This window comes from Glutamicibacter sp. TV12E (genome assembly GCF_052441935.1).
Lineage (GTDB): Bacteria > Actinomycetota > Actinomycetes > Actinomycetales > Micrococcaceae > Glutamicibacter.
Genome location: NZ_JBQVVF010000001.1, coordinates 709,629 through 730,109, shown reverse-complemented (window position 1 = coordinate 730,109; position 20,481 = coordinate 709,629). Strand labels below are relative to the sequence as shown.

The following is a 20,481-nucleotide window of genomic DNA, read 5'->3' as shown; positions in this document are numbered from 1 at the left end:
CCAGGCAATAGCCCAGAGGCCGCGGTTACTTGACCGCGGCCTCTGGCGGTTTCGGCTCCGTTTCCTCGCCGGCTAGCGGCAGGCGAACCTCGAAGACGGTATTGCCGGGCTCGGAGCTCACGGAAATGCTGCCACCGTGCGCTTCGACGATGCTCTTGGCGATCGGCAGTCCCAGCCCCGTTGTTCCATCGGAACCGGAGCGGGCCTTGTCCGCGCGGGTGAAGCGCTCGAAAACCTTCGGCAGGAACTCTGGGGCAATGCCTTCGCCGGTGTCGTGCACCTCAAGCACCGCCTCATCGGTCTCGTCATCCTGGTCCACCGTCACGGTGACCGTATTGCCAGCAGAAGTGTGCTTGCGCGCGTTGGCCAGCAGGTTGGTGATCACCCGGCGCAGCGAGGCTGAGTCGCCGAAAACCATGGTCTGCTCGGCGCAGCACTCGAAATCCCAGTGATGGTCGCTGGCGGTCAGCTTGAAGTCCTCGGTGATGTCGGCGGTGAGCATGCCCAAATCAAGCCTGCTGCGCTTGAACGAATTTTCTTCGTCCAGTCGTGCCAACAGCAAAAGATTCTCCACCAGCGACCCCATCCGGCTGCTTTGCTGCAAGACCCGGTCGATCGAGCGCTGGCCGTCGGGGGAAAAATGCTCGGTAGCGGAGAGCAGTTCGGTGTAGCCGCGAATTGAGGACAACGGGGTGCGCAATTCATGCGAGGCATCGGCGACAAATTGGCGCATCTGGGCCTGCGACTTTTCGCGGGCGGTCAGCGCCGTGGAGACGTTGCTGATCATGGCGTTCAGCGCGTTGCCTACATTGCCGACCTCGGTTCCCGGGATCGCATCCGCGGAAGGGACCCGCTGGGTCAGTGCCACCTTGCCCGAATCCAGGTCCTCGGCAGCCACGGACGCGGCCACGGAGGCCACGCGCTTGAGCGAGGCCAGCGAGCGGGAAATCAGCCACGAGCCGGCCAATCCCGCGCCGGCAATCAGGATCAGGGCGATAAACAGGGTCAGCCAGGCCATGCCGCGCAGGGCCAGGTCTGTGCCATGCAGCGGCAAGCCGACGATCAGGATCCCGTTGGAGCCCGAGTCCTTGACTGCGACCAGATAGTAGTCGCCCACTGTTAGATGGGCCCGTACCGGATTGAAATTATCCTTATCGGGATGCAGGTCGCTGAGTTCAAGGTCCACCATCGGGATGGCATCTTCTTGGCTCAGCTGCTGCCGCTCGCCGGTGCGCTCATCGAGCACACCGCCGTTGAAGACATATTTGTCGACAAAGCGCGCGGTCAGGGTGCCGGCAGCCTGACCTGGGGCATCCAAGCGGGAGTTCACCGCGGGAGCACCTTGAGAATAATTCAGCGCGCGCTCGGTGGTCAGCCGCAGTTGGCTATTTAGCTGGTCCATCAGGGTCTGGCGCATGCCGGCGTTGTACAGCACACCGAGGAGCACGGAGACCGCGGTGAGCGAGGTCAACAGGATGAGCAGGAGCTTGCGCTGCAAGGAATGCGGTGAACTGACCTTAGTGCTGGGGGAGAAAAAGCTCATGCCGCCGGCTTGAGCACGTAGCCGACGCCACGCACGGTATGGATCATTGGCTCTGCATCAACGTCGATCTTCTTGCGCAAATAGGAAATGTAGAGTTCGACGATATTCGCCTGGCCGTCGAAGTCGTAGTGCCAGACGTTATCGAGGATCTGCGATTTGGACACCACGCGCCGGGCGTTGCTCATCAGGTAGCTGAGCAGGTCGAATTCGGTGGCGGTCAGCGAGATATCGCGGCCTGCCCGGGAGACATCATGCGAATCCATATTCAGCACCAGATCGCCTACTACCAGTTCGGCGGTATCCGCGGCGGCAGCCCCGGAGCGCTCAACCAGGCGGTGCAAGCGGATCAGGACTTCTTCGAGGCTGAATGGCTTGGCCACGTAGTCGTCGGCCCCGGCGCCGAGCCCTTCGATGCGATCTTCCACCGCATCCTTGGCGGTGAGGAAGAGGACCGGGATCTCGGGGAAATGCGTGCGGACCTTGCGCAGCACCTCTGGGCCATCAAAGCCTGGCAGCATCCAGTCCAAAACGAGGACGTCCGGTGCCAGCGAGCGCGCGGTGGCTACAGCTTCCGGGCCGTCGTGAGCCATGGTGGCTTCCCATCCGAGCATGCGAGTTCCCATGGCTACCAGTTCGGCCAGCGAGGGTTCGTCGTCAACGACGAGGACTTTGATGGGGGTGCCATCGGGATGGGTGAGGCGGGGCAACTGCGAAGGTGAAAACCGGGATTCATTCATGTTTAACAGCCTCTCCTATTGCCTTGGGGTAAGAATATGATTTTGCTGTGCGCGAGCTATGACTGCATATCGAGTTTATGCAGGAATTTTGCTGAACGATAGTGCTTAATTTGGTCAAGGCTTGCGTTCGGCGAATGATTGGAGTGTGGACAACGCTATGGGGTGAATGGATATTCAGGGGAATGAATGGACTGGTCGGTATGCATGATCTGCTCGGAAAGCTTGAGCATATTGAGTAGTTAAGCGCTTAGTTTTCCTAGATATGCCTAAAGTGTCGTGCATCACCTTTGGGCATTTTCATCTCACTATATGGACGGCCACCTGGTTTGTTACTTGCAAGTTGACAATGTTACGAGGAAACTAGATGTGTGAGTACGGCGCAGAACAGCAAAAAGCATCCCGGCGGGCGGCCGAGGTTTGCCGATGCATGTTGCAATCGAATGCTCGGCGTCAACGGCGCAAAAACAGAATTATGAGCCTTTCATAATCGAGATTTTGCTGGTCGTTGACGGGAAACCCAACTGCTGGACGTGGACGAAGGCCGCGAACAGCGCAAGCAAAACCCGAAGCACGAGCGCCAAGCCACTTGGCCTTCGCACTAAAAGAGGAAATCATCATGTCGGCTGGATCCGGATACGTCCACGTTTCAATTCGCAACGCGCAGAACCGCGCAGCTGCTGCACAGCGCCAGGCAGCTGGCAACTATGCACCAGCGGGCTATCGCCCACTGCGCGCTGTTTCCAACGTCCAGGAAACTCGTGAAGCCGCGCATCAGCCGACCAGCACCCCGGTACAGCCAGTGGGCCAGGCAGGCGCTGACACTTCAGCCCGCGGCTTCGTGCTGTATGTAGGCCTGGATGAAACCGCTGCCCAGGCGCAGGGCACCTCGCTGGGCAAGCTGGCTACCCAGGTTCGCGCATTCCTGGCTACCCTCTCGCCGCAGGCGCAGACCCACGCGGCGGTAGCCTTGGCGCCAACCAGCGCCCAGGGCGAGCCTATTGATGTTGTCCGCCAGGCGCTGGGAGACCCAACCGTCTCGCGCCGTCCACGGACCGAAGCCCGTCCAAGTACCCCGCGCCCATCGGGTGTGCTGATCGACCTGTCCCGCCGCGAGGTTTACCTGGACGGCGAGACCCTGAACCTGACCTTCAAGGAATTCGAGCTGCTGAACTTCCTCGTGGAGAACGGCACCCGCACCGTCGGACGCGAAGAGCTGCTGGAAAACCTGTGGCGCAATGCCGAAGAGGTGCCCAATGAGCGCACCATCGACGTGCACATCCGCCGCCTGCGCTCCAAGCTGGGCCGCCTGGCCAACACCGTGCGAACCGTGCGCGGCCAGGGCTACCGCTTCTACGAGCACCCGGAAGTTGTCGTCTGGGCAGCTCCTGAATACTCGATCTAGATTCATCACCTGGCAGTGGCGGGCAAACCATATTCGGTTTGCCCGCCACTGCTGTCTTAAGCTGGGAAGATGAACACCATGCATTCGCGCAAGCTCATCTTGATGCGCCACGCCAAGGCCGACTACCCGCTGGGCGTCGCGGATCACGATCGGCCGCTGGCTGCCCGAGGGCACCGCGAGGCCCCATCGGCCGGCGCCTGGCTGGTGGAACAGGATCTTGTTCCCGACTACATCCTGTGCTCGGACGCGTTGCGGGCCCGCTCCACCTGCGCGTGGGTGCTCTCGGAACTGGGCGAAAAAGGGCCAACGCCCTACCTGGACTCGCGAATCTATGGCGCGGGCGTCGCGCAGCTGTGCTCCATCATCAACGAGGTGCCTGATACGGTGAGCAACCTGCTGGTGATCGGGCACCAGCCGGTGCTCCAGGAACTGGCCCTGCGGCTGGCCTCGGTCGACTCCGATGAAGAAGCCGTGTACGAGCTGGCGATGAACTATCCAACGCTCGGGACCGCGGTGCTGGAAACCAGCCACCCGTTCTCGCATCTGGATGTTCGCGATGCCCGCGTCACGCATTTCCTTGCGCCGCGACCCGAATGAGAAAACTCTCACCAAGTTTTTTCTTATCTACTAGTCAACCCGCGTTATATGGATGATCTGCGGTTATGAGAGGCAGATGAAAACCCTCTCATCGATTGCACCGGAAGGCCTCAGGCCTCGTTCATCTTCTCTTAACCATTGCTCTATTCACTGAGGACTGTTGGCACCGCAGCCAGCACCGGAACACCATCAGGTGCACCGGGCCTTGCGTGAAAGAGGAATGGGACCATGGCCGTCATCGCAGAAACACTTCCAGTTCAGAGCACCGCCGCACGCCGAGACGTGCAGCAGCGCATCGACGCTGCACGTGCCCGGGCCATCCGGGCCGCCTACACCACCCGCTTCGTCGCCGCGGAACTGCAGCGCAATCCGCAGGACTTCCAGATCGTGCGCCGGGCGCAGATGGTTCCAGTACCCGGCGACGTGGTGATCGCGACGGTGACCGAGCTGGGCAAGCATAAGCATTTGCAGTCCCCGGCCTCGCGCCGCCAGCTGATATTTGCTGGCCAGGAAATCATGGTGGCCTACGGCCACCGCTATGCGCCGGACCAGTTCCTGGCGCACGTTCCCCAGGATCTGGGGCCCTGCCAGCTGGTGGCCGGAGGCGGCGTGGCCAGCGAAGTGATCGAGCAGCATGCATCCATCGACCAGGCCACGCAGCTGGAGCCGGTGGGGCTGCTGGTGCGCCATGGCAAGGTGGTGAACCTCCTGGACTTCGCGCCGCTGGACATCAACAACGATTCGCCCCGCACAGCGGACACCGGCGCGGTGCGCCCGCCGGTCATCGCGGTGCTGGGCACCTCGATGAACTCCGGGAAGTCCACCACCCTGGGCTGCCTGGTCAATGGGCTGGTCAACGCTGGGATGAGCGTGGCCGCGGGCAAGGCGACCGGCACCGGGGCCGGCAATGACCCCAACCTGTTCATCGATGCCGGAGCGTTCAGCGTGTGCGACTTCACCGACTTCGGCTACCCGACCACCTACCGGCTGGACTATGAGACGCTGCGCTCGCTGCTCGTGGCGATGATCCGGGAGCAGTGCGCCGGCGGAGCCGATGCGGTGATCATCGAGATCGCCGACGGGCTGTTCCAGGGGGAAACTTCCCGATTGCTGGCCGACCCGATGTTTGCCGAACATGTGGACCGGGTGCTGTTCAGCGCCCAGGACGCGCTCGGGGCGCAGGCCGGGGAGCGCATTTTGCTGGAAGCCGGGCTGGATCTGGCTGCGGTCAGCGGGGTGGTGACCGCTTCGCCGCTGGCCGCGCAGGAAGCCCAGAGCCGGCTGTCCACCCCGGTGATCGGCACCTTTGAGCTGTGCCAGGCCGAGGTAGCCACCAGCCTGCTGCGTGCCAAGTAGTGCAGCCATTGGCAACCGGGAACCACTTGCCCCGGCTGGTTGCGCCAGGGCGGCGCAGGCTGCTGGCAGGGCTCTTGGGCCTGGGCATTCTTGCCGGCCTGCTTTCGATCGCCATTGGCTGGTTGATCGGGCAGCTTTCCGCTGGTTATGCCACCGCTGCGCTGTGCGCCGTGATTGGGCTGGTGATCGGGTTTTTTGCGGTGAAGTACCTGGAACGGGTGCTCGCCGAGAAACTCGGGCAGCACTATGTGGCGCAATTGCGGCGCGGGCTGATCGCCCATGCGCTGCGCAGCGCGCGCGGGCCTTCGGCCGGGATCACCATCGCCCGCTCCACCAATGACCTGTCCTCGATCCGCAACTGGATTGTGCAGGGCCTGGTGCCGCTGGTGGCGGGGCTGCCGTTGCTGCTGGTCAGCGGTGCCGGGTTATGGCTCTTGCATCCCTTGCTGGCCGCGAGCCTGGGGCTGACGCTATTGCTCGAGGCAGCGCTTTTGGCGGGGCTGGCCGGCGGGACTTTTGCCAGCGCGAGGAGCCTGCGCCGGCATCGGGGGAATTTGGCTGCCCGGATCTCCGACACCGTGGCCGCGCGAACCGCGATCGCCGCCGGGGGAGGGATCGACCGTGAAGTGGCGCGGGTGCAGGGCTCGGCGCAGAAGGTGATCGACGCGTCGGTGCAGCGGGCCCGCTATGCCGCCGCCCTGCGCGGCTCGGCATTGGCCGTGCCGCTGCTGGGCACAGCTCTGGTGGTGGGCATCTGCGCGTCGGCTGGCTTGCCTGGCTCCGCAGTGGCTACGGCGCTGACGCTGATGGGGATTTGCGCCGGGAGCCTGGGCGAATGGGGCAAGGCTGTGGAATACCGGCAGAACTACAAGGCCGGGCGCCGGATCCTGGCCCCGCTGCTGGCCCAGGAAGAGCAATGGAGAGTCAGCGACGCGCGGCAGGCCAGTACCCGGGACGCCAGGGAGCTGCTGGGCCAGCCTTCGGCGGTGCGGATCCATCCGCCGGCGCAGGATCCGGACCGCTTCCCGGTGCTGCGCGCCCAGCCGGGCGAACGCGTTGAAGTGCTGGGGACCCAGGAGCAGTGCTCCAGGCTGTTGGCGGCGATCGCCACCGGGCGCTATGGCCAGTGCGGCCAGAGCGAAGCCGGTGTGTGGATCGCCGAGGGGCGCAGCGAGGACCTGCCTGAGGCCTCCCGGCGCAAGCTGGTGGGCGCGGCGCTGGAATCGATGGTGCCAGAACGCGGCAGACTGGGGCGGGCCCTGCGCTACCGTCACCCCGGAGCCTCGATGGGCAAGGCGCTGGCGCTGGCCGCGCAGTGCGGGCTGGATCTGGCAGCGCTGCCGCAGGCGGAGGAGACCAGGCTGCGCCGAGGCGGGGAACCGTTGGGACGCGGCCAGCAGGCGGCGCTGCTGGTGGCCCGCGCCCTGCTGCGCGAACCGCCGGTGCTGGTGCTCGATGAGCTGGCCACCCGGCTGCCGGCACGGGGCTATGCCCAGCTGCTGGAGTGGCTGGAGCGCTACCCGGGCGTGGTGATCTACTCCGGGCAGCTGCCGGGGATTGAACCGACTAGCTCGTGGCGTGCGGACGGGTGGCCAGCAGCCCGTCAACCGTGAGCATCACGGCGCTGATGACCTGATCGCGCGCCAATTCCGCGCGGCCGGTGGCCCGCATCCGGGCGGTGAACAGGGCGGCGCCAAAGATGGTGGTGGCCACCGGGAATTTTTCAGCCTCGTCGAGCCGGACCAGGCGTTCCAGGACCTGGAGCAGCACATCGGTGACCTGGCGGTGCAGCGTCGTGGTGCTGAAGTCGCTATTGTCATCGGCGCGCAATTGCTCCTGCATCCACAGCTGGACAAAGGCCGGGTAGCTGGCCACGAAGTCCATGGCGAATTCCACCATGTGCTTCAGCGCCAGGTAGGGCTGCGGCCCGGCGGCTGCGCGGGAAAGCTCGTCCATCAGCTTCTGCGCGCCGAAGTCGAGGATCTGGCTGATCAGCTCGTCCTTGGACCCGAAGTTGTAGTAGACGGTGCCCTTGGACACCCCGGCTGCGGCGGCGATCTGGTCCACCGAGACGGCCTCCGGTGCTCGGGTGCCCAGCAAGGTCATGGCGGCCTCGAAAATCCGTTCTTTGGAATCGGTGGCGCGCACCCGTTGGCGTTGGCTGGCTGGCGTGGTCATTCCTTGAGCTCCGGTTGCAGGACCTTCAGGGTCCAGGTCTTGTTCTTCCGCACCGCGAGCATGCTCAGCAGCAAGCCCAGGGCGGTGTAGATCAGCAGCGAGCCGAGCACGGTGGAAAGCACGCTCAGATCGGCCCCGTACACCAAATGGCGCATGCCGATCACCACGTTGCCCATCGGCAGGATCTGGTGCAGGAACTGCAACGGCTCCGGCAGGGTCTCCCAGGGGAAGGTGCCGCCGGCGGTGATCAGCTGCAGGACCATGAGCACCAGCACCAGGAACTTTCCTGCGGTGCCCAGCAGGGCGAAGAACCCCTGGATCAGGGCGCTGAAGCACAGGGCGGCGCAGACCAGCAGGAGCCAGGCCATCCATGGGTGGGCGGTGGTCAGGCCCAGGCCGAAGTGCACGGCCGCGTAGAGCAGGCTGGTTTGCACCACCGCGATGGCGGCGAAGGGCAGCCACCCGCCGATGGAGATCTTCCAGTTGCTTCCATTGGAGAGCAGCGCGCGCTTGGTGATCGGGCGCATGACCTGGGTGAGGACCAAAACGCCGATGTAGGTGGCCAGGGTCATGAAGAAGGGGGCCAAGCCGGCGCCATAGGACTGGGCTTCGGCCTGCTTGACGTTATCCAGCGCCACCGGGGAGCCGATGACGTCGGCCAGCTGGTCGCTGGTCTTCTGATCCGGGTTCGGGACCTGCTTGACCCCGTCATCCAGGCCGCTGGAGAGCTGCGAGGATCCGTCTTCGAGCTGCCCGGCGCCCTTGGACAGGTCGCCGACGCCGTCGGAGAGCTTGACCAGTCCGCCGTGCAGCGCATCGGTTCCCTGCACCAGGGTTCCGGCGCCTTCATCGAGGGCTGCGGCGCCGTTGGCAGCCTGGGAGGTTCCGGCCAGCGCCGATTTTTCCCCGGCGGCCAGTTTCTTGGCTCCGTCGTTGGCGCTGTGGGAGCCGGTGGCCAGTGCGGACGATCCATCGGCGGCACTGGAAATGCCATCCACCAGGCTTGGCACTGCGGCGTCCAGCTTCTTGGTGCCCTCGGCCAGGGTGCCCAGGCCAGTGGCCAGCTGCTGGTTGCCGTCGGCGACCTTTTCGGAGCCATCGGCAAGCGTGTGCAATTTCGACTGCATTGACGACAAGCCGCTGTTCACCTGATCCACCTTGGAATCCAGGGCGTTGGGCAAGGTGGATTCCTCGACGCTCTGGCTGATCGTGGACTTGATGGTCTTGGCCTGTTCGGCGCTCAGCGTGCCCTCGGCGACCAGTTGATCCAGCTGTGCCTGGGCATCGGTTTTGACGTTTTCCAGCCGCTTGTCGGTGTCGGCCTGCAGCTGGTTGATCACCGAGATCGCCTCATCGGCGGTGGTGGCCAGCTGCTGGTTGCCGTCGGCGACCTGGCGCGAGCCGGTGGCCAGCTGATCGGCAGCGCGCTTGGCGCTCTGTGTGCCGTCGTTGAGCTGGCTGACCGAGTCAGGGAGGGTCTTGGTCTTGGCCTGCATGGTCTGCAGCCCCTTGCTGAGCTTGTCCGCGCCGTTGGCCAATTCGCCAGTGCCGTCGGCCAAATCGCTGGCCCCATCGCTCAGCTTTTTCTGTCCTGCCAGTAAATCCTGCAGTCCTCCCGAGAGCTGGGAGGTGCCGTCCTTGAGCTTCACGCTGCCCTCGGAGAGCTCGCTGCTGCCGTCGACCAGCTTGGTGGTGCCATCGGCCAGGGTGAGCACGCCGTCGCCGAGGCTCAGGGTTCCGTCGTAGAGCTTCTTCGCGCCGTCGGCGGCATCGCCCATGGAGCTGTGGATGTCCACAAAGCCGGCGATCATTGCCGAGGCGGTTTCCGTGCCGACCTCTTCGGAGACCGAGGTGCGCACCTCGCCGGCGAGGGTGCGCGCAAAATTGGAGACCATGAAGTTGTTCGCATCGTTGGTCAACAGCTCAAGGTCGGCCTGGTCGGCATCCTTGAAGTCGCCGGGGGAGACCAGTGCTGCCGAGAAGTCATCGGGCAGCACCAGGGCGAACGCGTATTCGCCGCTGGCTACCGCGTCTTCGGCTTCTTTCCGGGTGTCGAGGTGGGCCCAGCTGAAGGTGCCGTCCTCTTCGAGGTTCTCCACCACGTCATCGCCGACGCGGGTGAACTCGCCGTCCTTTTTGGCTCCGTCATCGAGGTTGACCACGGCCGCGGTGACCTTGTCGAGGTTTCCCTGCGGGTTCCAGTTGGCATAGAGGTAGAGCGCTCCGTAGAGCAGCGGCACGCAGGTCAGGGCGATCAGCGCCAGCTTTGGCAGGGTGCCGCGGGTCATGCGCTTGAGTTCGGAGAGCGCGAGCTGCAACGTCGTCATTAGTTGTCCTTCGCTTCGCTGGCTGGTTCGGGAAGATCCAGATCCAGTTCTTCCTGCACAAATTCTTCGGCTGCCGGCTCTTCTTCCTCCGGCGCCTCGTCGATCAGCAGTGCCGTATCGAGCAGGCCGGTTTCCGGCCCGGAAATTTCAAGGGGTTCTTGCCAGCTGGAGCCCAGGTGGCTGACCGGCCCATCCCAGTCGTAGGGGACATTGGCGACGATGGCGACCACCGCGAATTCGCGGTGCGATTCGGCAAAGTCCAGCAGCAGGCCCAGCCACATCTCGTCATGCATGTCGTGGCGGTCAGGGGAGTCAAGGACCAGCGATTGGATTTTCGGATTCTCGGCGGCCAGCAGCAACAGCAATTCAAGGCGCCGGACCGGGTCGATGGCATCGGCCCATTGCGTGGCGACATCACTGAATCCGTGCTGTTCCATCCACTTCTTGGGCCGCGGCTTGCGCCAGATCGGGCCGGGGATCAAGGCGAGATCCTCGACGATGACATCGCGGACCTTCATATGGGATTCGGGCTCGTTGACCTCGGGGGAATCGAGCAGGGCGGTGTGCTGGCGCAGGGTTTTCAGCGAGTCGGCGTGGCCCCAGGACACCGCGCCGGTGGTGGGCTTCATCCGTCCGCTGAGCGCGAGGGCCAGTGCGGTGCGCGAAATTTGCGGGTCGGCAACCACGAGGTGGACCTCGCCGGGCATGACCTGCAGCGAGGTAGGCGGAACCAGCTGGTCGTGGCGTCCGTTGACGGTGACTGAATCTGCGATAAGCACAGTTATAGACTAATTGAACTGACCGGTCAGTTCAATTAGTGCGAATATTCCTTTAATCACCTCTGGACGTAAACCGCTTGATGCTTTTGGATGGTTCTTGGATAGGCCTCGCAAAGACCGGGTGAAATTCATGAGTCGTTCACCGGACTTTGATTACCTTCAGGCCTGGACACCATTGATCATCAACTGAGGGACATCATGAGCAAAAGACGAACTACGCGCATTGCAGCAGTATTGCTGTCAGGGGCGGTTGCCGCAACCAGCTTCAGCGCCGCCCAGGCCGACACCATCGAGATCATCCCGATCGAGCAGGTGCAGGGCACCGGCGGCAGCTCTCCGCTGGTTGGCCAGCAAGCCACCGTGCGCGGGGTGGTCACCGGCGCCTACGCCGAGGGCGGGATCCGCGGTTTTTACCTGCAAAGCGCCGGCACCGGGGCCCAGCTGCCAACCGGCGGCAGCCCGGCGGTATTCGTTTACGCTCCCGACGAGGTGTCCTCCGTGCAGGTGGGGGATCACCTGCAGGTCTCCGGGACCGTCAGCGAGTACTACGGGCTCACCCAGATCAAAGCCGAAAGCGTCCAGGGTCTGGAGGAAGCAGCCGAAGCCATCAAGCCGCTGGCCATCTCCCTGCCCAGCGACGAGGCCGGGCGCGAGCAGATCGAATCCATGCTCGTAGAACCACAGGGCGAGTTCACCGTCTCGGATAATTACTCGCTGAACCAGTACGGCGAACTGAGCCTGGCCATGGGAACCAGCTCGATCCTGCCAGGTGAAAAATTGCTCCGCCAGCCCACCGATGTTTTTGCCCCGGGCAGTGGCCAGGCTGCCGCGCTCGCCGAAGAAAATGCGCAGCGCTCCATCGTGGTTGACGACGGCGCCACGCTGAACTTCAGCACCGCCAAGAACACCACGGTGGCCCTGCCCTACATTGACGCCGAACAGCGGGTCAGCGTTGGCGCCAACGCCGCCTTCACCGGGCCGATGATCCTGGACTACCGCTACGATTTGTGGCGGCTGCAGCCCCAGGGCCAGGTGACCGGCGCCGACGATGCGGATATTGCGCTGGCATTTGAGCAGATCGACAACGAAGCACCGCAAGAAGTTGGCGGCAATGTGAGTGTCGGCAGCTTCAACGTGCTGAACTACTTCACCACCACCGGCGAAGAGCTCGAAGGCTGCAGCTACTACCGGGACCGCGAGGGAAACCCGCTGACCGTGCGCCAGGGCTGTGATGCCCGCGGAGCTGCCAACGCGGAGAGCTTCGCGCGCCAGCAGTCCAAGATTGTTGCGGCGCTGGGCAAGTTCACCGCCGATGTGGTGGTGCTTGAAGAAATCGAAAACTCGGCCCGCTTCGGACAGGACCGCGATGCCGCCCTCGCTCACCTCGTGGAGCAGCTGAACTCGGCTGCCGGCCAGAAGATCTGGAGCTACGTGCCAAGCCCGGCGGCTATTCCGGCTGACGAAGATGTGATTCGCACCGCGATCATCTACCGCGCCAAGACGGTGAAGCCGATTGACGAATCGGTCATCCTCGACGACGAGGCCTTTGGCAATGCCCGCGATCCACTGGGCCAGGCTTTCCAGAAGGTCGGCGGCAACCAGAACACCCGTTTTGTCGTGGTGGCCAACCACTTCAAGTCCAAGGGATCCAACCCCGATGACGGTTCGGGCAATGCCGACTCCGGCGACGGCCAGGGAGCCTGGAATGCCGACCGCGTTGAGCAGGCCAAGGCCCTGGTTGGCTTTGCCGATCAGCTCAAGCAGTCGCGCAATACCCGCAAGGTGCTGCTGGCTGGCGACTTCAACTCCTACGCCGCCGAGGATCCAATCCGGGTGCTCGCTGATGCGGGCTACGTTGATCTGGGTGCCACGGCGGATTCGCAGAGCTACATCTATGACGGACTGAGCGGTTCCCTGGACCATATTCTGGCCTCGCCAGAATTGGCCACCAAGGTGACCGGGCAGGATATCTGGAATATCAACGCCATCGAATCCGTGGGCTATGAATACAGCCGCTTCAACTACAACATCACCAATCTGTTTAGCCAGAACCAATACCGCTCATCGGATCACGACCCGGTGCTTGTAGGGCTGGAACTGGCCAAAAAGGGCTAGATTCAGCCAGTTCTATCGGCCGGGCGCCTTCAGCTTGAAGGGTGCCCGGCCGATTTTCCCTCAGGGGTTGACAAGAAAGTTCCATCGTGGAGAATTGGTGAAGGAGTTTTGTGAGAGCGCTCACAAAATAACCAGGCAGATCCGCTTTCATTGCCACGGCCAGCAGGGTTCAGGGATGAGCCCTATTGTTTTTGCCCAATTTTGAGAGCGCTCTCAAAAGATGCTGGACCCACCAACTCGCACGAACCGAACTTGAATGGAGTCACCGTGAACCCCTCGCGAACATCCCGGCTTGCCAAGGCAGCAGTTCTGGCCTCAAGCATTGCACTGCTTGCCGCAGGCTGCGCATCGGGCGAAAGCAAAGATGCCGCCCAGCCAGCCTCGGCCGAGAATCCCGTGACCCTGGCGGTCACCACCTTCGGCACCCAGGGGCTGGATCCCCTGTACAAGAAGTACGAACAAGAGAACCCGGGCGTCACCATCGAAGCCACCAATATCGACACCGGCGGCAACGCGCTGACCGACTGGAAGACCAAGCAGGCCGCCGGTGCGGGCCTGCCGGATGTCCAGGCCGTGGAAGAAGGCTGGCTCGGCCAGGTCATGACCGTCTCCGACAGCTTCACCGACCTCAACGAATATGGCGCGGGCGAAATCTCGGGCGACTGGGTGGACTGGAAGGTCAAGCAGGCCACCGATGCCGACGGGCGAATCATCGGCTACGGCACCGATATCGGCCCCATGGGCCTGTGCTTCAACAGCAGGCTCTTCAAGGATGCCGGCCTGCCCAGCGATCGCGACAAGGTGGCCGAACTCTTCGGCGGCGACGACGCCACCTGGGAGGATTTCTTCTCTGTCGGCGAGGACTATGTGAAGAAATCCGGCAAGGCCTTCTACGACCAGTCCGGTTTCGTCTGGAATGCCATGGTCAACCAGCTCGATGAAGGCTACTACAAGGCCGATGGCACCTTGAACATCGACTCGAACACCGAACTGCGCCAGCGCTGGGACCAGCTGTCCGCTGCGGCGTCCAAGGGACTGTCTTCAGGACAGACCCAATGGGACTGGGGCAAGGGCCAGGCCTTCGTTGATGGCTCCTTCGCCGTGATGCCGTGCCCGGGCTGGATGCTGGGCAACGTCAAGGGCCAAGTCCAAGGCGCCGGTGGCGATGCGAAGGACGGCTGGGACTTTGCCGATGTCTTCCCGGGCGGCCCGGCTAACTGGGGTGGCGCATTCTTGACCGTTCCGAGCACCTCCAAGCACCCTGCCGAAGCAGCAAAGCTGGCCCAGTACCTGACCAGCGCCACCTCCCAGGCCACTTCCTTCGAAGAAGCGGGAGCCTTCCCGAGCAACCTTGAAGCCCAGAATTCCAAGGCCGTCACCGGCGAGAACGAGCTGACCAAGTTCTTCAACGGCGCACCCATCGGCGAAATCCTCGGCCATCGTGCCGAAGGAGTGAAGGCCCAGTTCAAGGGCGCCGGGGATTCGGTCATCCAGGAGCAGGTCTTCGGGCCAGCAACCATCGCCATCGATCAGGGCACCGACGGCGAAGCCGCCTGGAACAGCGCCCTGTCAACGCTGCAGGAACTGGACATCAAGTAATCCGATAGCCACCACCGCATGGTGCGGGGCTAGACAGCAACCACGGGCCTGGCCCCGCACAACGCAACTGCAGCAGAAAAGATGACACTGATGAGCACCACGACGCCTATGTCGCGGCCGAAACCCGCGACCGAAAAACCAAGCACTCCCACCGCCGAAAAACTGGAGAGATCCAAGGCCGAGCGCACCATGCGCCGACGGCACCTGCGCGGGCGGCTGGACCATAAGTACTCCCCGTACCTTTACATCTCGCCCTTTTTCATCCTCTTTGCACTGGTCGGGCTCTTCCCGCTGATCTATACCTTTGTGGTGTCGATCAACGACTGGGACCTGCTGGGCGGAGCCGGTGACTGGGTGGGCCTGGATAACTACAAAGCCGAGCTGGCGTCCCCGCTGTTCTGGAACTCGCTGTTTAACACCTTCAGCATCTTCCTGCTCTCAGCCATCCCGCAGCTGGCGGTGGCCACGTTCATCGCCGCGATGCTCGATCAGAACATTCGCGCCAAGACCTTCTGGCGGATGAGCGTGCTGGTGCCCTATGTGGTCACCCCGGTGGCGGTGACGCTGATCTTCTCCACCGCTTTCGACGAGAAGTACGGCCTGATCAACAACCTGCTCGGTGCCCTGAACCTGGATGCGATCGCCTGGAAGACCGAGGTGTTGCCCTCGCATATGGCCATCGCGACCATGGTGAACTGGCGGTGGACCGGCTACAACGCGCTGATCCTGCTCGCGGCCATGCAGGCGGTGCCGCGTGAACTGCATGAATCGGCAGCCATTGACGGGGCTGGGGCGATTCGCCGCTTCTTCTCCATCACGCTGCCCAGCATCCGCCCCACGATGATCTTCGTGATCATCACTGCGACCATCGGCGGCCTGCAGATCTTCACCGAGCCAAAGCTCTTCAACCCCAGCAGCTCGGTCCCTGGCGGGCCAGATCGGCAATACCAAACCACCGTGCTCTACCTGTGGGACCTGGCCTTCAACCGCGGAGACTTCGGCCGTGCCTCGGCCGTGGCCTGGATCCTGTTCCTGATCATCATCGTCATTGGCGTGATCAACTTCTTGATCTCCGGCACCATCGCCTCGTCATCGGAGCAGAAGAAACATCGCCGAGCAGTCAACCGCTCCGCCAAACGTGCCAGGAATCGCTTCGCCAGCTTGCAGACAGGAAGTGCCAAAGATGAGTAACGCCACCGTGCAACGGACCTCGGCGCCCAAAGTCGTGCGCCCGGGTCGAGGAAAGAACTTTTCCGCCGACCGGCGCCCCGGATTCCTCACCTACGGCATCCTGCTGGCATTCCTCATCGGCAGCACCTACCCGCTGTGGTATTCCTTCGTCATTGGTTCCTCCACCGGGGCCGTCTTCTCCATGGCCTGGCCACCGCTGTTGCCCGGCGGGCAATTTTGGGTCAACGTGGCCGAGGTATTCGATTCGGTCGACTTCTGGGCGGCGCTGGGCAACAGCCTGGTCGTCTCCTCGGTGATCACCTTCTCGGTTGTCGGCTTCTCCACCTTGGCGGGCTATGCTTTTGCCAAGCTGCGATTCCGCGGGCGCCAGGGGCTGCTGATCTTCGTGATCGCCACATTGGCGGTGCCTACCCAGCTGGGCATCATCCCGATGTTCATGATGATGAAGCAGCTGGGCTGGACTGGCTCCCTCGGAGCCATCATGATCCCGACCCTGGTCACCGCCTTTGGAGTCTTCTTCATGCGCCAGTATCTGGTGGACAGCATCCCGGACGAACTGATTGAAGCTGCCCGCGTTGACGGAGCCTCGATGATTGGCACCTTCTGGCACGTTGGTGTGCCGGCGGCCCGTCCGGCCATGGCGATCCTGTCGCTGTTCACCTTCATGACCGCGTGGACCGACTACCTGTGGCCCATGCTCGTGGCCCCGCAAACACCCACCCTGCAGGTGGCCCTGAGCCAGCTGCAATCTGCCCGATATGTCGACTACACCATCGTGATGACTGGCGCGCTAATGGCCACGATTCCCCTGCTGCTGCTCTTCGCCGTGGCAGGAAAACAACTTGTATCCGGAATTATGGCAGGAGCTGTAAAGGGCTAATGACTCATCACCTATCCCAAGAATTTTCGTGGCCCAAGCACTTCCTCTTTGGCTCGGCCACCGCGGCGGCTCAAATTGAGGGCGCAGGCCATTCATATGGCAAGGAAGACTCCGTCTGGGACGCCTTTGCCCGCAAGGAAGGAGCCATCGCCGGGGGAGAAAACCTCGAGGTGGCGGTAGACCACTATCATCGCTACCGCGAAGACGTAGGGCTGATGCGGGAACTGGGGTTGGATTCCTATCGTTTCTCCACCAGCTGGGCCCGAGTGGTGCCCGGCGGCCGCGCGGTCAATGAGCAGGGGCTGGATTTTTATTCACGCCTCGTTGACGAGCTGCTGGAGAACGGGATCCTGCCATGGCTGACCCTCTACCACTGGGACCTGCCCCAGGCACTGGAAGAACGCGGTGGCTGGGCCAACCGCGACACCGCCTACCAATTTGTCGAGTACGCCGAGGCGGTCTACGGCAAACTCGGCGACCGCGTGCAGCACTGGACCACCTTCAACGAGCCGCTGTGCTCGTCGCTGATCGGCTACGCCGCCGGCGAGCATGCGCCGGGACGTCAAGAACCTGCGGCCGCGCTGGCCGCCATGCACCATCAGCATCTGGCCCACGGGCTTGCCACCCGGCGGCTGCGCGAATTGGGTGCGCAAGAACTTGGCATCACCTTGAACCTGACCAATGCAGTGCCCAATGACCCTGCCGATCCGGTGGACCTTGAAGCATCCCGCCGCATCGATGCGTTGTGGAATCGGATGTATCTGGACCCGATCCTGAAGGGCTCCTACCCGGAAGACCTCTTGGAGGATGTCGGCCACCTGGGGCTGTCCGGCGTGATTCATCCCGGGGATCTGGAAATCATCCACCAGCCCATCAATTTCCTTGGCGTCAACCACTACCATGATGACAATGTGTCCGGCCACCCGCTTCCAGAAGGCCAGCCAGCTGCGGTGGTTCCCACGGATTCTGCCAAGTCTTCTCCATTCGTGGGCAGCGAGTACGTGACCTTCCCGGCGCGCGACTTGCCTCGCACCGCCATGGGGTGGGAAGTGAACCCGCAGGGCTTGCGGGTTCTGCTTAACCGTTTGCGGCAGGACTACGAGAACCTGCCGGCGCTCTACATCACCGAAAACGGTGCCTCGTACACCGATGAGGTGAGCGAGGTGGGAACCGTCGAGGACCGCGAGCGCAGCGAATACATCTTGGACCATCTGGATGAAGTTGCCCGTTCCATCGAGGACGGCGTAGATGTCCGTGGCTATTTCGTTTGGTCATTGCTGGATAACTTCGAGTGGGCCTGGGGCTATGACAAGCGCTTCGGCATCATCTATGTCGATTATCAGAGCCAGGAACGAATCATCAAGAATAGTGGTCGGGCCTACGCAAGCCTGATTGCCGCTAATCGTACAATGGCATAACACCTGAGCAAGATGGTCCGCGGCCCCGGCTAGGGGCGTTGCGGACCATCTTGCATGCTTGGGTGGCCAGCAAACTACCCGGAGCCAGGCGCACAGGAATGAGCATGCAAGAACCACGCAAGCCGCAGGCAACACTGGAATTGGTCGCAGAGCGAGCCGGGGTTTCGCGCGCCACGGTATCTCGTGTGGTCAACGGTTCGGACCGGGTGAAGGCTGATGCCAGGAAGGCTGTTGAACAGGCGATCCGGGACCTGAACTATGTCCCCAACCGGGCAGCTCGTTCGCTGGCCCAGGGGAGGACCAACTCGATTGCGCTCGTGGTTCCCGAAAATACGGCGAAGTTCTTCGCCGATCCCTATTTTGCCAAGGTGGTTCAGGGGGCCGCTCAATATGTGGCGGGCACCGAATTCATGCTGACCCTGTTGCTTTCGACCGAATCGGATCCAGCAAAAACCACCCGCTATCTTCAAGGCGGAAACGTTGATGGCGCTTTGGTGCTGTCGCATCATGCGGCGGACCGCTCTTATGCGGACCTGGGCTCCCTGCTGCCGCTGGTTTACGGCGGACGCACCATGAGCACCGACCAGAATGAAATCTACGTAGTAGACATCGACAATATTGCCGCCGCCCGCCAAGCAACGGAAGTCATCATTGCCCAGGGGCGCACCAGGTTGGCGATGATCGCCGGGCCGCAGGACATGGGCGCCGGTTTGGACCGCTTGACCGGATTCCGGCAGGCCGTCCACAACGCCGGACTAGAACCGACTGTCATAAGGATTGGTGATTTCACACCCGCCAGCGGACACCAGATCATGCAGCAGCTGATTGAAAGCAAGGCCGATTTTGATGGCTTGTTTGCCGCCAGTGCGCAGATGGGTTTCGGAGCATTGCAGGCGCTGGCCGAAGCAGGATTCAAAGTGCCCGCGGATGTATCGGTGACTGCGGTGGACGACGACTCGTTTGCGCGCAGTTCCACCCCGCCCCTGACCACGATTGCGCAGTTCCCTGAACGCCAGGGCGAGATCATGGCTGAATTGCTGATCAAAAGGATCCAGGGCGAGCAGGTGCCCGAGTGGAGCATCATGGACACCAAACTTGTGCTGCGTGATTCCCACTAGCTGGCAGGTCGAATTCTGGTAAGAACATAAAAAAATTCCCACTCAGTTGAGTGGGAATTTTCAATTTGTGCGCCCAAAGGGATTCGAACCCCTGACCTTCTGTTCCGTAGACAGACGCTCTATCCAGCTGAGCTATGGGCGCATATTTATTTGTTGTCGTCTTGACGACTTGAATAACTGTACACGAGTTTGAGGCGGAGAAAAAACCGAAATGGGAAAAAGTGCCGTGATTCACAAAATATCTAGTGGAGACCGCATTGAATGGCTTGATTGCCACAGAATCCAGGTCCTGTGCAAGGGAAATCAGGCTCGGTTGTGGAGTATCGCCTGATAGAGGTTGTGGTCTTGCCATATGCCAGCGATTTTCAGGTAATTCGGTGCCATGCCGATTTTGCCAAAGCCATTTTTGAGGAGCACTTGTTGTGAAGCGTGATTGTGCAAGAGGGTGCTGGCTTCTAGCCGGTGCAAGCCAAGGGAATCGGTGGCTTCGGTGCGCAGCGCGGCCACGGCGTGCGAGGCGAGGCCCTGGCCGGTGAAGTTGTGATCGACCCAGTAGCCGAGGCTGCCGCTCTGGAAAGGACCGCGGACGACTGAAGCGATATTAAAACGGCCGACCAGCGCATCGCCTCGGAAGAGTCCATAGGGGTAGGCCAGTCCATTTTGATGTGCATCGAGGACTTGTGAAATATTCTCGGCCTGCCAAGCTTCGGTGAAATATTCGTCTGCGCGCTCTGGTTCCCATTCGCGCAGGTGCTCTCTGTTGCGCAGGTAAGCCTGGGCAACCTGCGAGGCGTCGCTGACTCTGAGCATTCGAAGGGCGGTTTGCGAATCAAGGGTGAGCTGGCGCATCAACTTCTCCGTGGGAACAAAAAATTCCCACTCGGTTGAGCGGGAATTTTCAATTTGTGCGCCCAAAGGGATTCGAACCCCTGACCTTCTGTTCCGTAGACAGACGCTCTATCCAGCTGAGCTATGGGCGCATATTCTGTTGTAGATTCGTTCTCACGAACCTCGAATTACTATACAGGTCGTTTTCGGCATGTACAAATTGGCGGGCAAAGCTACCGTGCTGAGGTGAACAAAAGATATATGAAGCGGACGAAAGGGTACCGGTCTACGTGACCTTCGTCACATATTTTTAAACTTCGAGCTTCCCTCTTCCCCGGAATTTCGGGAATTTTGTGCATTCTAATTAACGCGTGTGAGAATTCTGAGGTCTCAATCACACGGTCGGCTTCGCA

16 protein-coding genes and 2 tRNA genes are annotated in these 20,481 nt (G+C 62.1%); 10 read left to right on the top strand and 8 right to left on the bottom strand.

Annotated elements, in window-relative coordinates; translation table 11 throughout:
* Positions 1-25 precede the first annotated feature (25 nt).
* The gene (locus tag ACT7DV_RS03280; protein WP_444660861.1) at positions 26-1,543 is read right to left on the bottom strand and encodes a sensor histidine kinase; all 1,518 of its coding nucleotides are present in this window, start codon (positions 1,541-1,543) and stop codon (positions 26-28) included.
* Complete coding sequence (locus ACT7DV_RS03275; RefSeq protein ID WP_022875560.1) at positions 1,540-2,280, bottom strand: response regulator transcription factor; 741 nt, start codon at positions 2,278-2,280, stop codon at positions 1,540-1,542. The genes ACT7DV_RS03280 and ACT7DV_RS03275 overlap by 4 nt, the downstream gene beginning before the upstream one ends.
* A 616-nt stretch (positions 2,281-2,896) precedes the next feature.
* Here ACT7DV_RS03275 and ACT7DV_RS03270 point away from each other — a divergent pair.
* The 4 genes from ACT7DV_RS03270 (at position 2,897) to ACT7DV_RS03255 (ending at position 7,248) form a co-directional block, all read left to right on the top strand.
* A complete protein-coding gene (locus ACT7DV_RS03270) occupies positions 2,897-3,682 on the top strand; it encodes a winged helix-turn-helix domain-containing protein (protein ID WP_444660860.1) in 786 nt (261 codons plus the stop codon).
* A 69-nt stretch (positions 3,683-3,751) separates the two neighbouring features.
* Complete coding sequence (locus tag ACT7DV_RS03265) at positions 3,752-4,279, top strand: SixA phosphatase family protein (RefSeq protein ID WP_444660859.1); 528 nt, start codon at positions 3,752-3,754, stop codon at positions 4,277-4,279.
* Between the two features lie 228 nt (positions 4,280-4,507).
* Positions 4,508-5,635 (top strand): DUF1611 domain-containing protein, encoded by a 1,128-nt coding sequence (locus ACT7DV_RS03260; RefSeq protein ID WP_444660858.1) that lies wholly within the window; start codon positions 4,508-4,510, stop codon positions 5,633-5,635.
* Between the two features lie 8 nt (positions 5,636-5,643).
* On the top strand, positions 5,644-7,248 hold the full coding sequence (locus ACT7DV_RS03255; RefSeq protein ID WP_444660857.1) for an ABC transporter transmembrane domain-containing protein: 1,605 nt from the start codon (positions 5,644-5,646) through the stop codon (positions 7,246-7,248).
* Here ACT7DV_RS03255 and ACT7DV_RS03250 read toward each other — a convergent pair.
* Genes ACT7DV_RS03250 through ACT7DV_RS03240 form a run of 3 tightly spaced genes read right to left on the bottom strand, consistent with a single transcriptional unit; the run spans position 7,202 to position 10,919 of the window.
* Positions 7,202-7,813, bottom strand: coding sequence for a TetR/AcrR family transcriptional regulator (locus ACT7DV_RS03250; RefSeq protein ID WP_444660856.1), 612 nt, complete (start codon positions 7,811-7,813; stop codon positions 7,202-7,204). The genes ACT7DV_RS03255 and ACT7DV_RS03250 overlap by 47 nt on opposite strands.
* The gene (locus ACT7DV_RS03245) at positions 7,810-10,140 is read right to left on the bottom strand and encodes a YhgE/Pip family protein (RefSeq protein ID WP_444660855.1); all 2,331 of its coding nucleotides are present in this window, start codon (positions 10,138-10,140) and stop codon (positions 7,810-7,812) included. Before ACT7DV_RS03245 ends, ACT7DV_RS03250 begins: the two co-directional genes overlap by 4 nt.
* Positions 10,140-10,919, bottom strand: a complete 780-nt coding sequence (locus ACT7DV_RS03240; RefSeq protein WP_444660854.1) for an ABC transporter ATP-binding protein — start codon at positions 10,917-10,919, stop codon at positions 10,140-10,142. The genes ACT7DV_RS03245 and ACT7DV_RS03240 overlap by 1 nt, the downstream gene beginning before the upstream one ends.
* 198 nt (positions 10,920-11,117) lie before the next feature.
* Here ACT7DV_RS03240 and ACT7DV_RS03235 point away from each other — a divergent pair, with 198 nt between their 5' ends.
* The 6 genes from ACT7DV_RS03235 (at position 11,118) to ACT7DV_RS03210 (ending at position 19,240) form a co-directional block, all read left to right on the top strand.
* Positions 11,118-13,034 (top strand): ExeM/NucH family extracellular endonuclease, encoded by a 1,917-nt coding sequence (locus ACT7DV_RS03235; RefSeq protein WP_444660853.1) that lies wholly within the window; start codon positions 11,118-11,120, stop codon positions 13,032-13,034.
* 267 nt (positions 13,035-13,301) lie between these two features.
* Entirely contained in the window at positions 13,302-14,633 is a 1,332-nt protein-coding gene (locus ACT7DV_RS03230) for an ABC transporter substrate-binding protein (RefSeq protein ID WP_444660852.1), read from the top strand.
* 90 nt (positions 14,634-14,723) lie between these two features.
* Positions 14,724-15,824: a carbohydrate ABC transporter permease gene (locus tag ACT7DV_RS03225; protein ID WP_444660851.1), complete on the top strand. Its 1,101-nt coding sequence runs from the start codon at positions 14,724-14,726 to the stop codon at positions 15,822-15,824.
* The gene (locus ACT7DV_RS03220) at positions 15,817-16,704 is read left to right on the top strand and encodes a carbohydrate ABC transporter permease (protein WP_444660850.1); all 888 of its coding nucleotides are present in this window, start codon (positions 15,817-15,819) and stop codon (positions 16,702-16,704) included. Before ACT7DV_RS03225 ends, ACT7DV_RS03220 begins: the two co-directional genes overlap by 8 nt.
* A complete protein-coding gene (locus ACT7DV_RS03215; protein ID WP_444660849.1) occupies positions 16,704-18,122 on the top strand; it encodes a GH1 family beta-glucosidase in 1,419 nt (472 codons plus the stop codon). The genes ACT7DV_RS03220 and ACT7DV_RS03215 overlap by 1 nt, the downstream gene beginning before the upstream one ends.
* Positions 18,123-18,226: 104 nt before the next feature.
* Positions 18,227-19,240: a LacI family DNA-binding transcriptional regulator gene (locus tag ACT7DV_RS03210; RefSeq protein WP_444660848.1), complete on the top strand. Its 1,014-nt coding sequence runs from the start codon at positions 18,227-18,229 to the stop codon at positions 19,238-19,240.
* Between the two features lie 68 nt (positions 19,241-19,308).
* Here ACT7DV_RS03210 and ACT7DV_RS03205 read toward each other — a convergent pair.
* From ACT7DV_RS03205 to ACT7DV_RS03195, 3 genes are all read right to left on the bottom strand, one after another.
* Positions 19,309-19,382, bottom strand: a tRNA-Arg gene (locus ACT7DV_RS03205).
* Positions 19,383-19,543: 161 nt separating this feature from the next.
* Positions 19,544-20,089 (bottom strand): GNAT family N-acetyltransferase, encoded by a 546-nt coding sequence (locus tag ACT7DV_RS03200; protein WP_444660847.1) that lies wholly within the window; start codon positions 20,087-20,089, stop codon positions 19,544-19,546.
* A 57-nt stretch (positions 20,090-20,146) separates the two neighbouring features.
* Positions 20,147-20,220: transfer RNA gene (locus ACT7DV_RS03195), tRNA-Arg, on the bottom strand.
* Positions 20,221-20,481 lie beyond the last annotated feature (261 nt).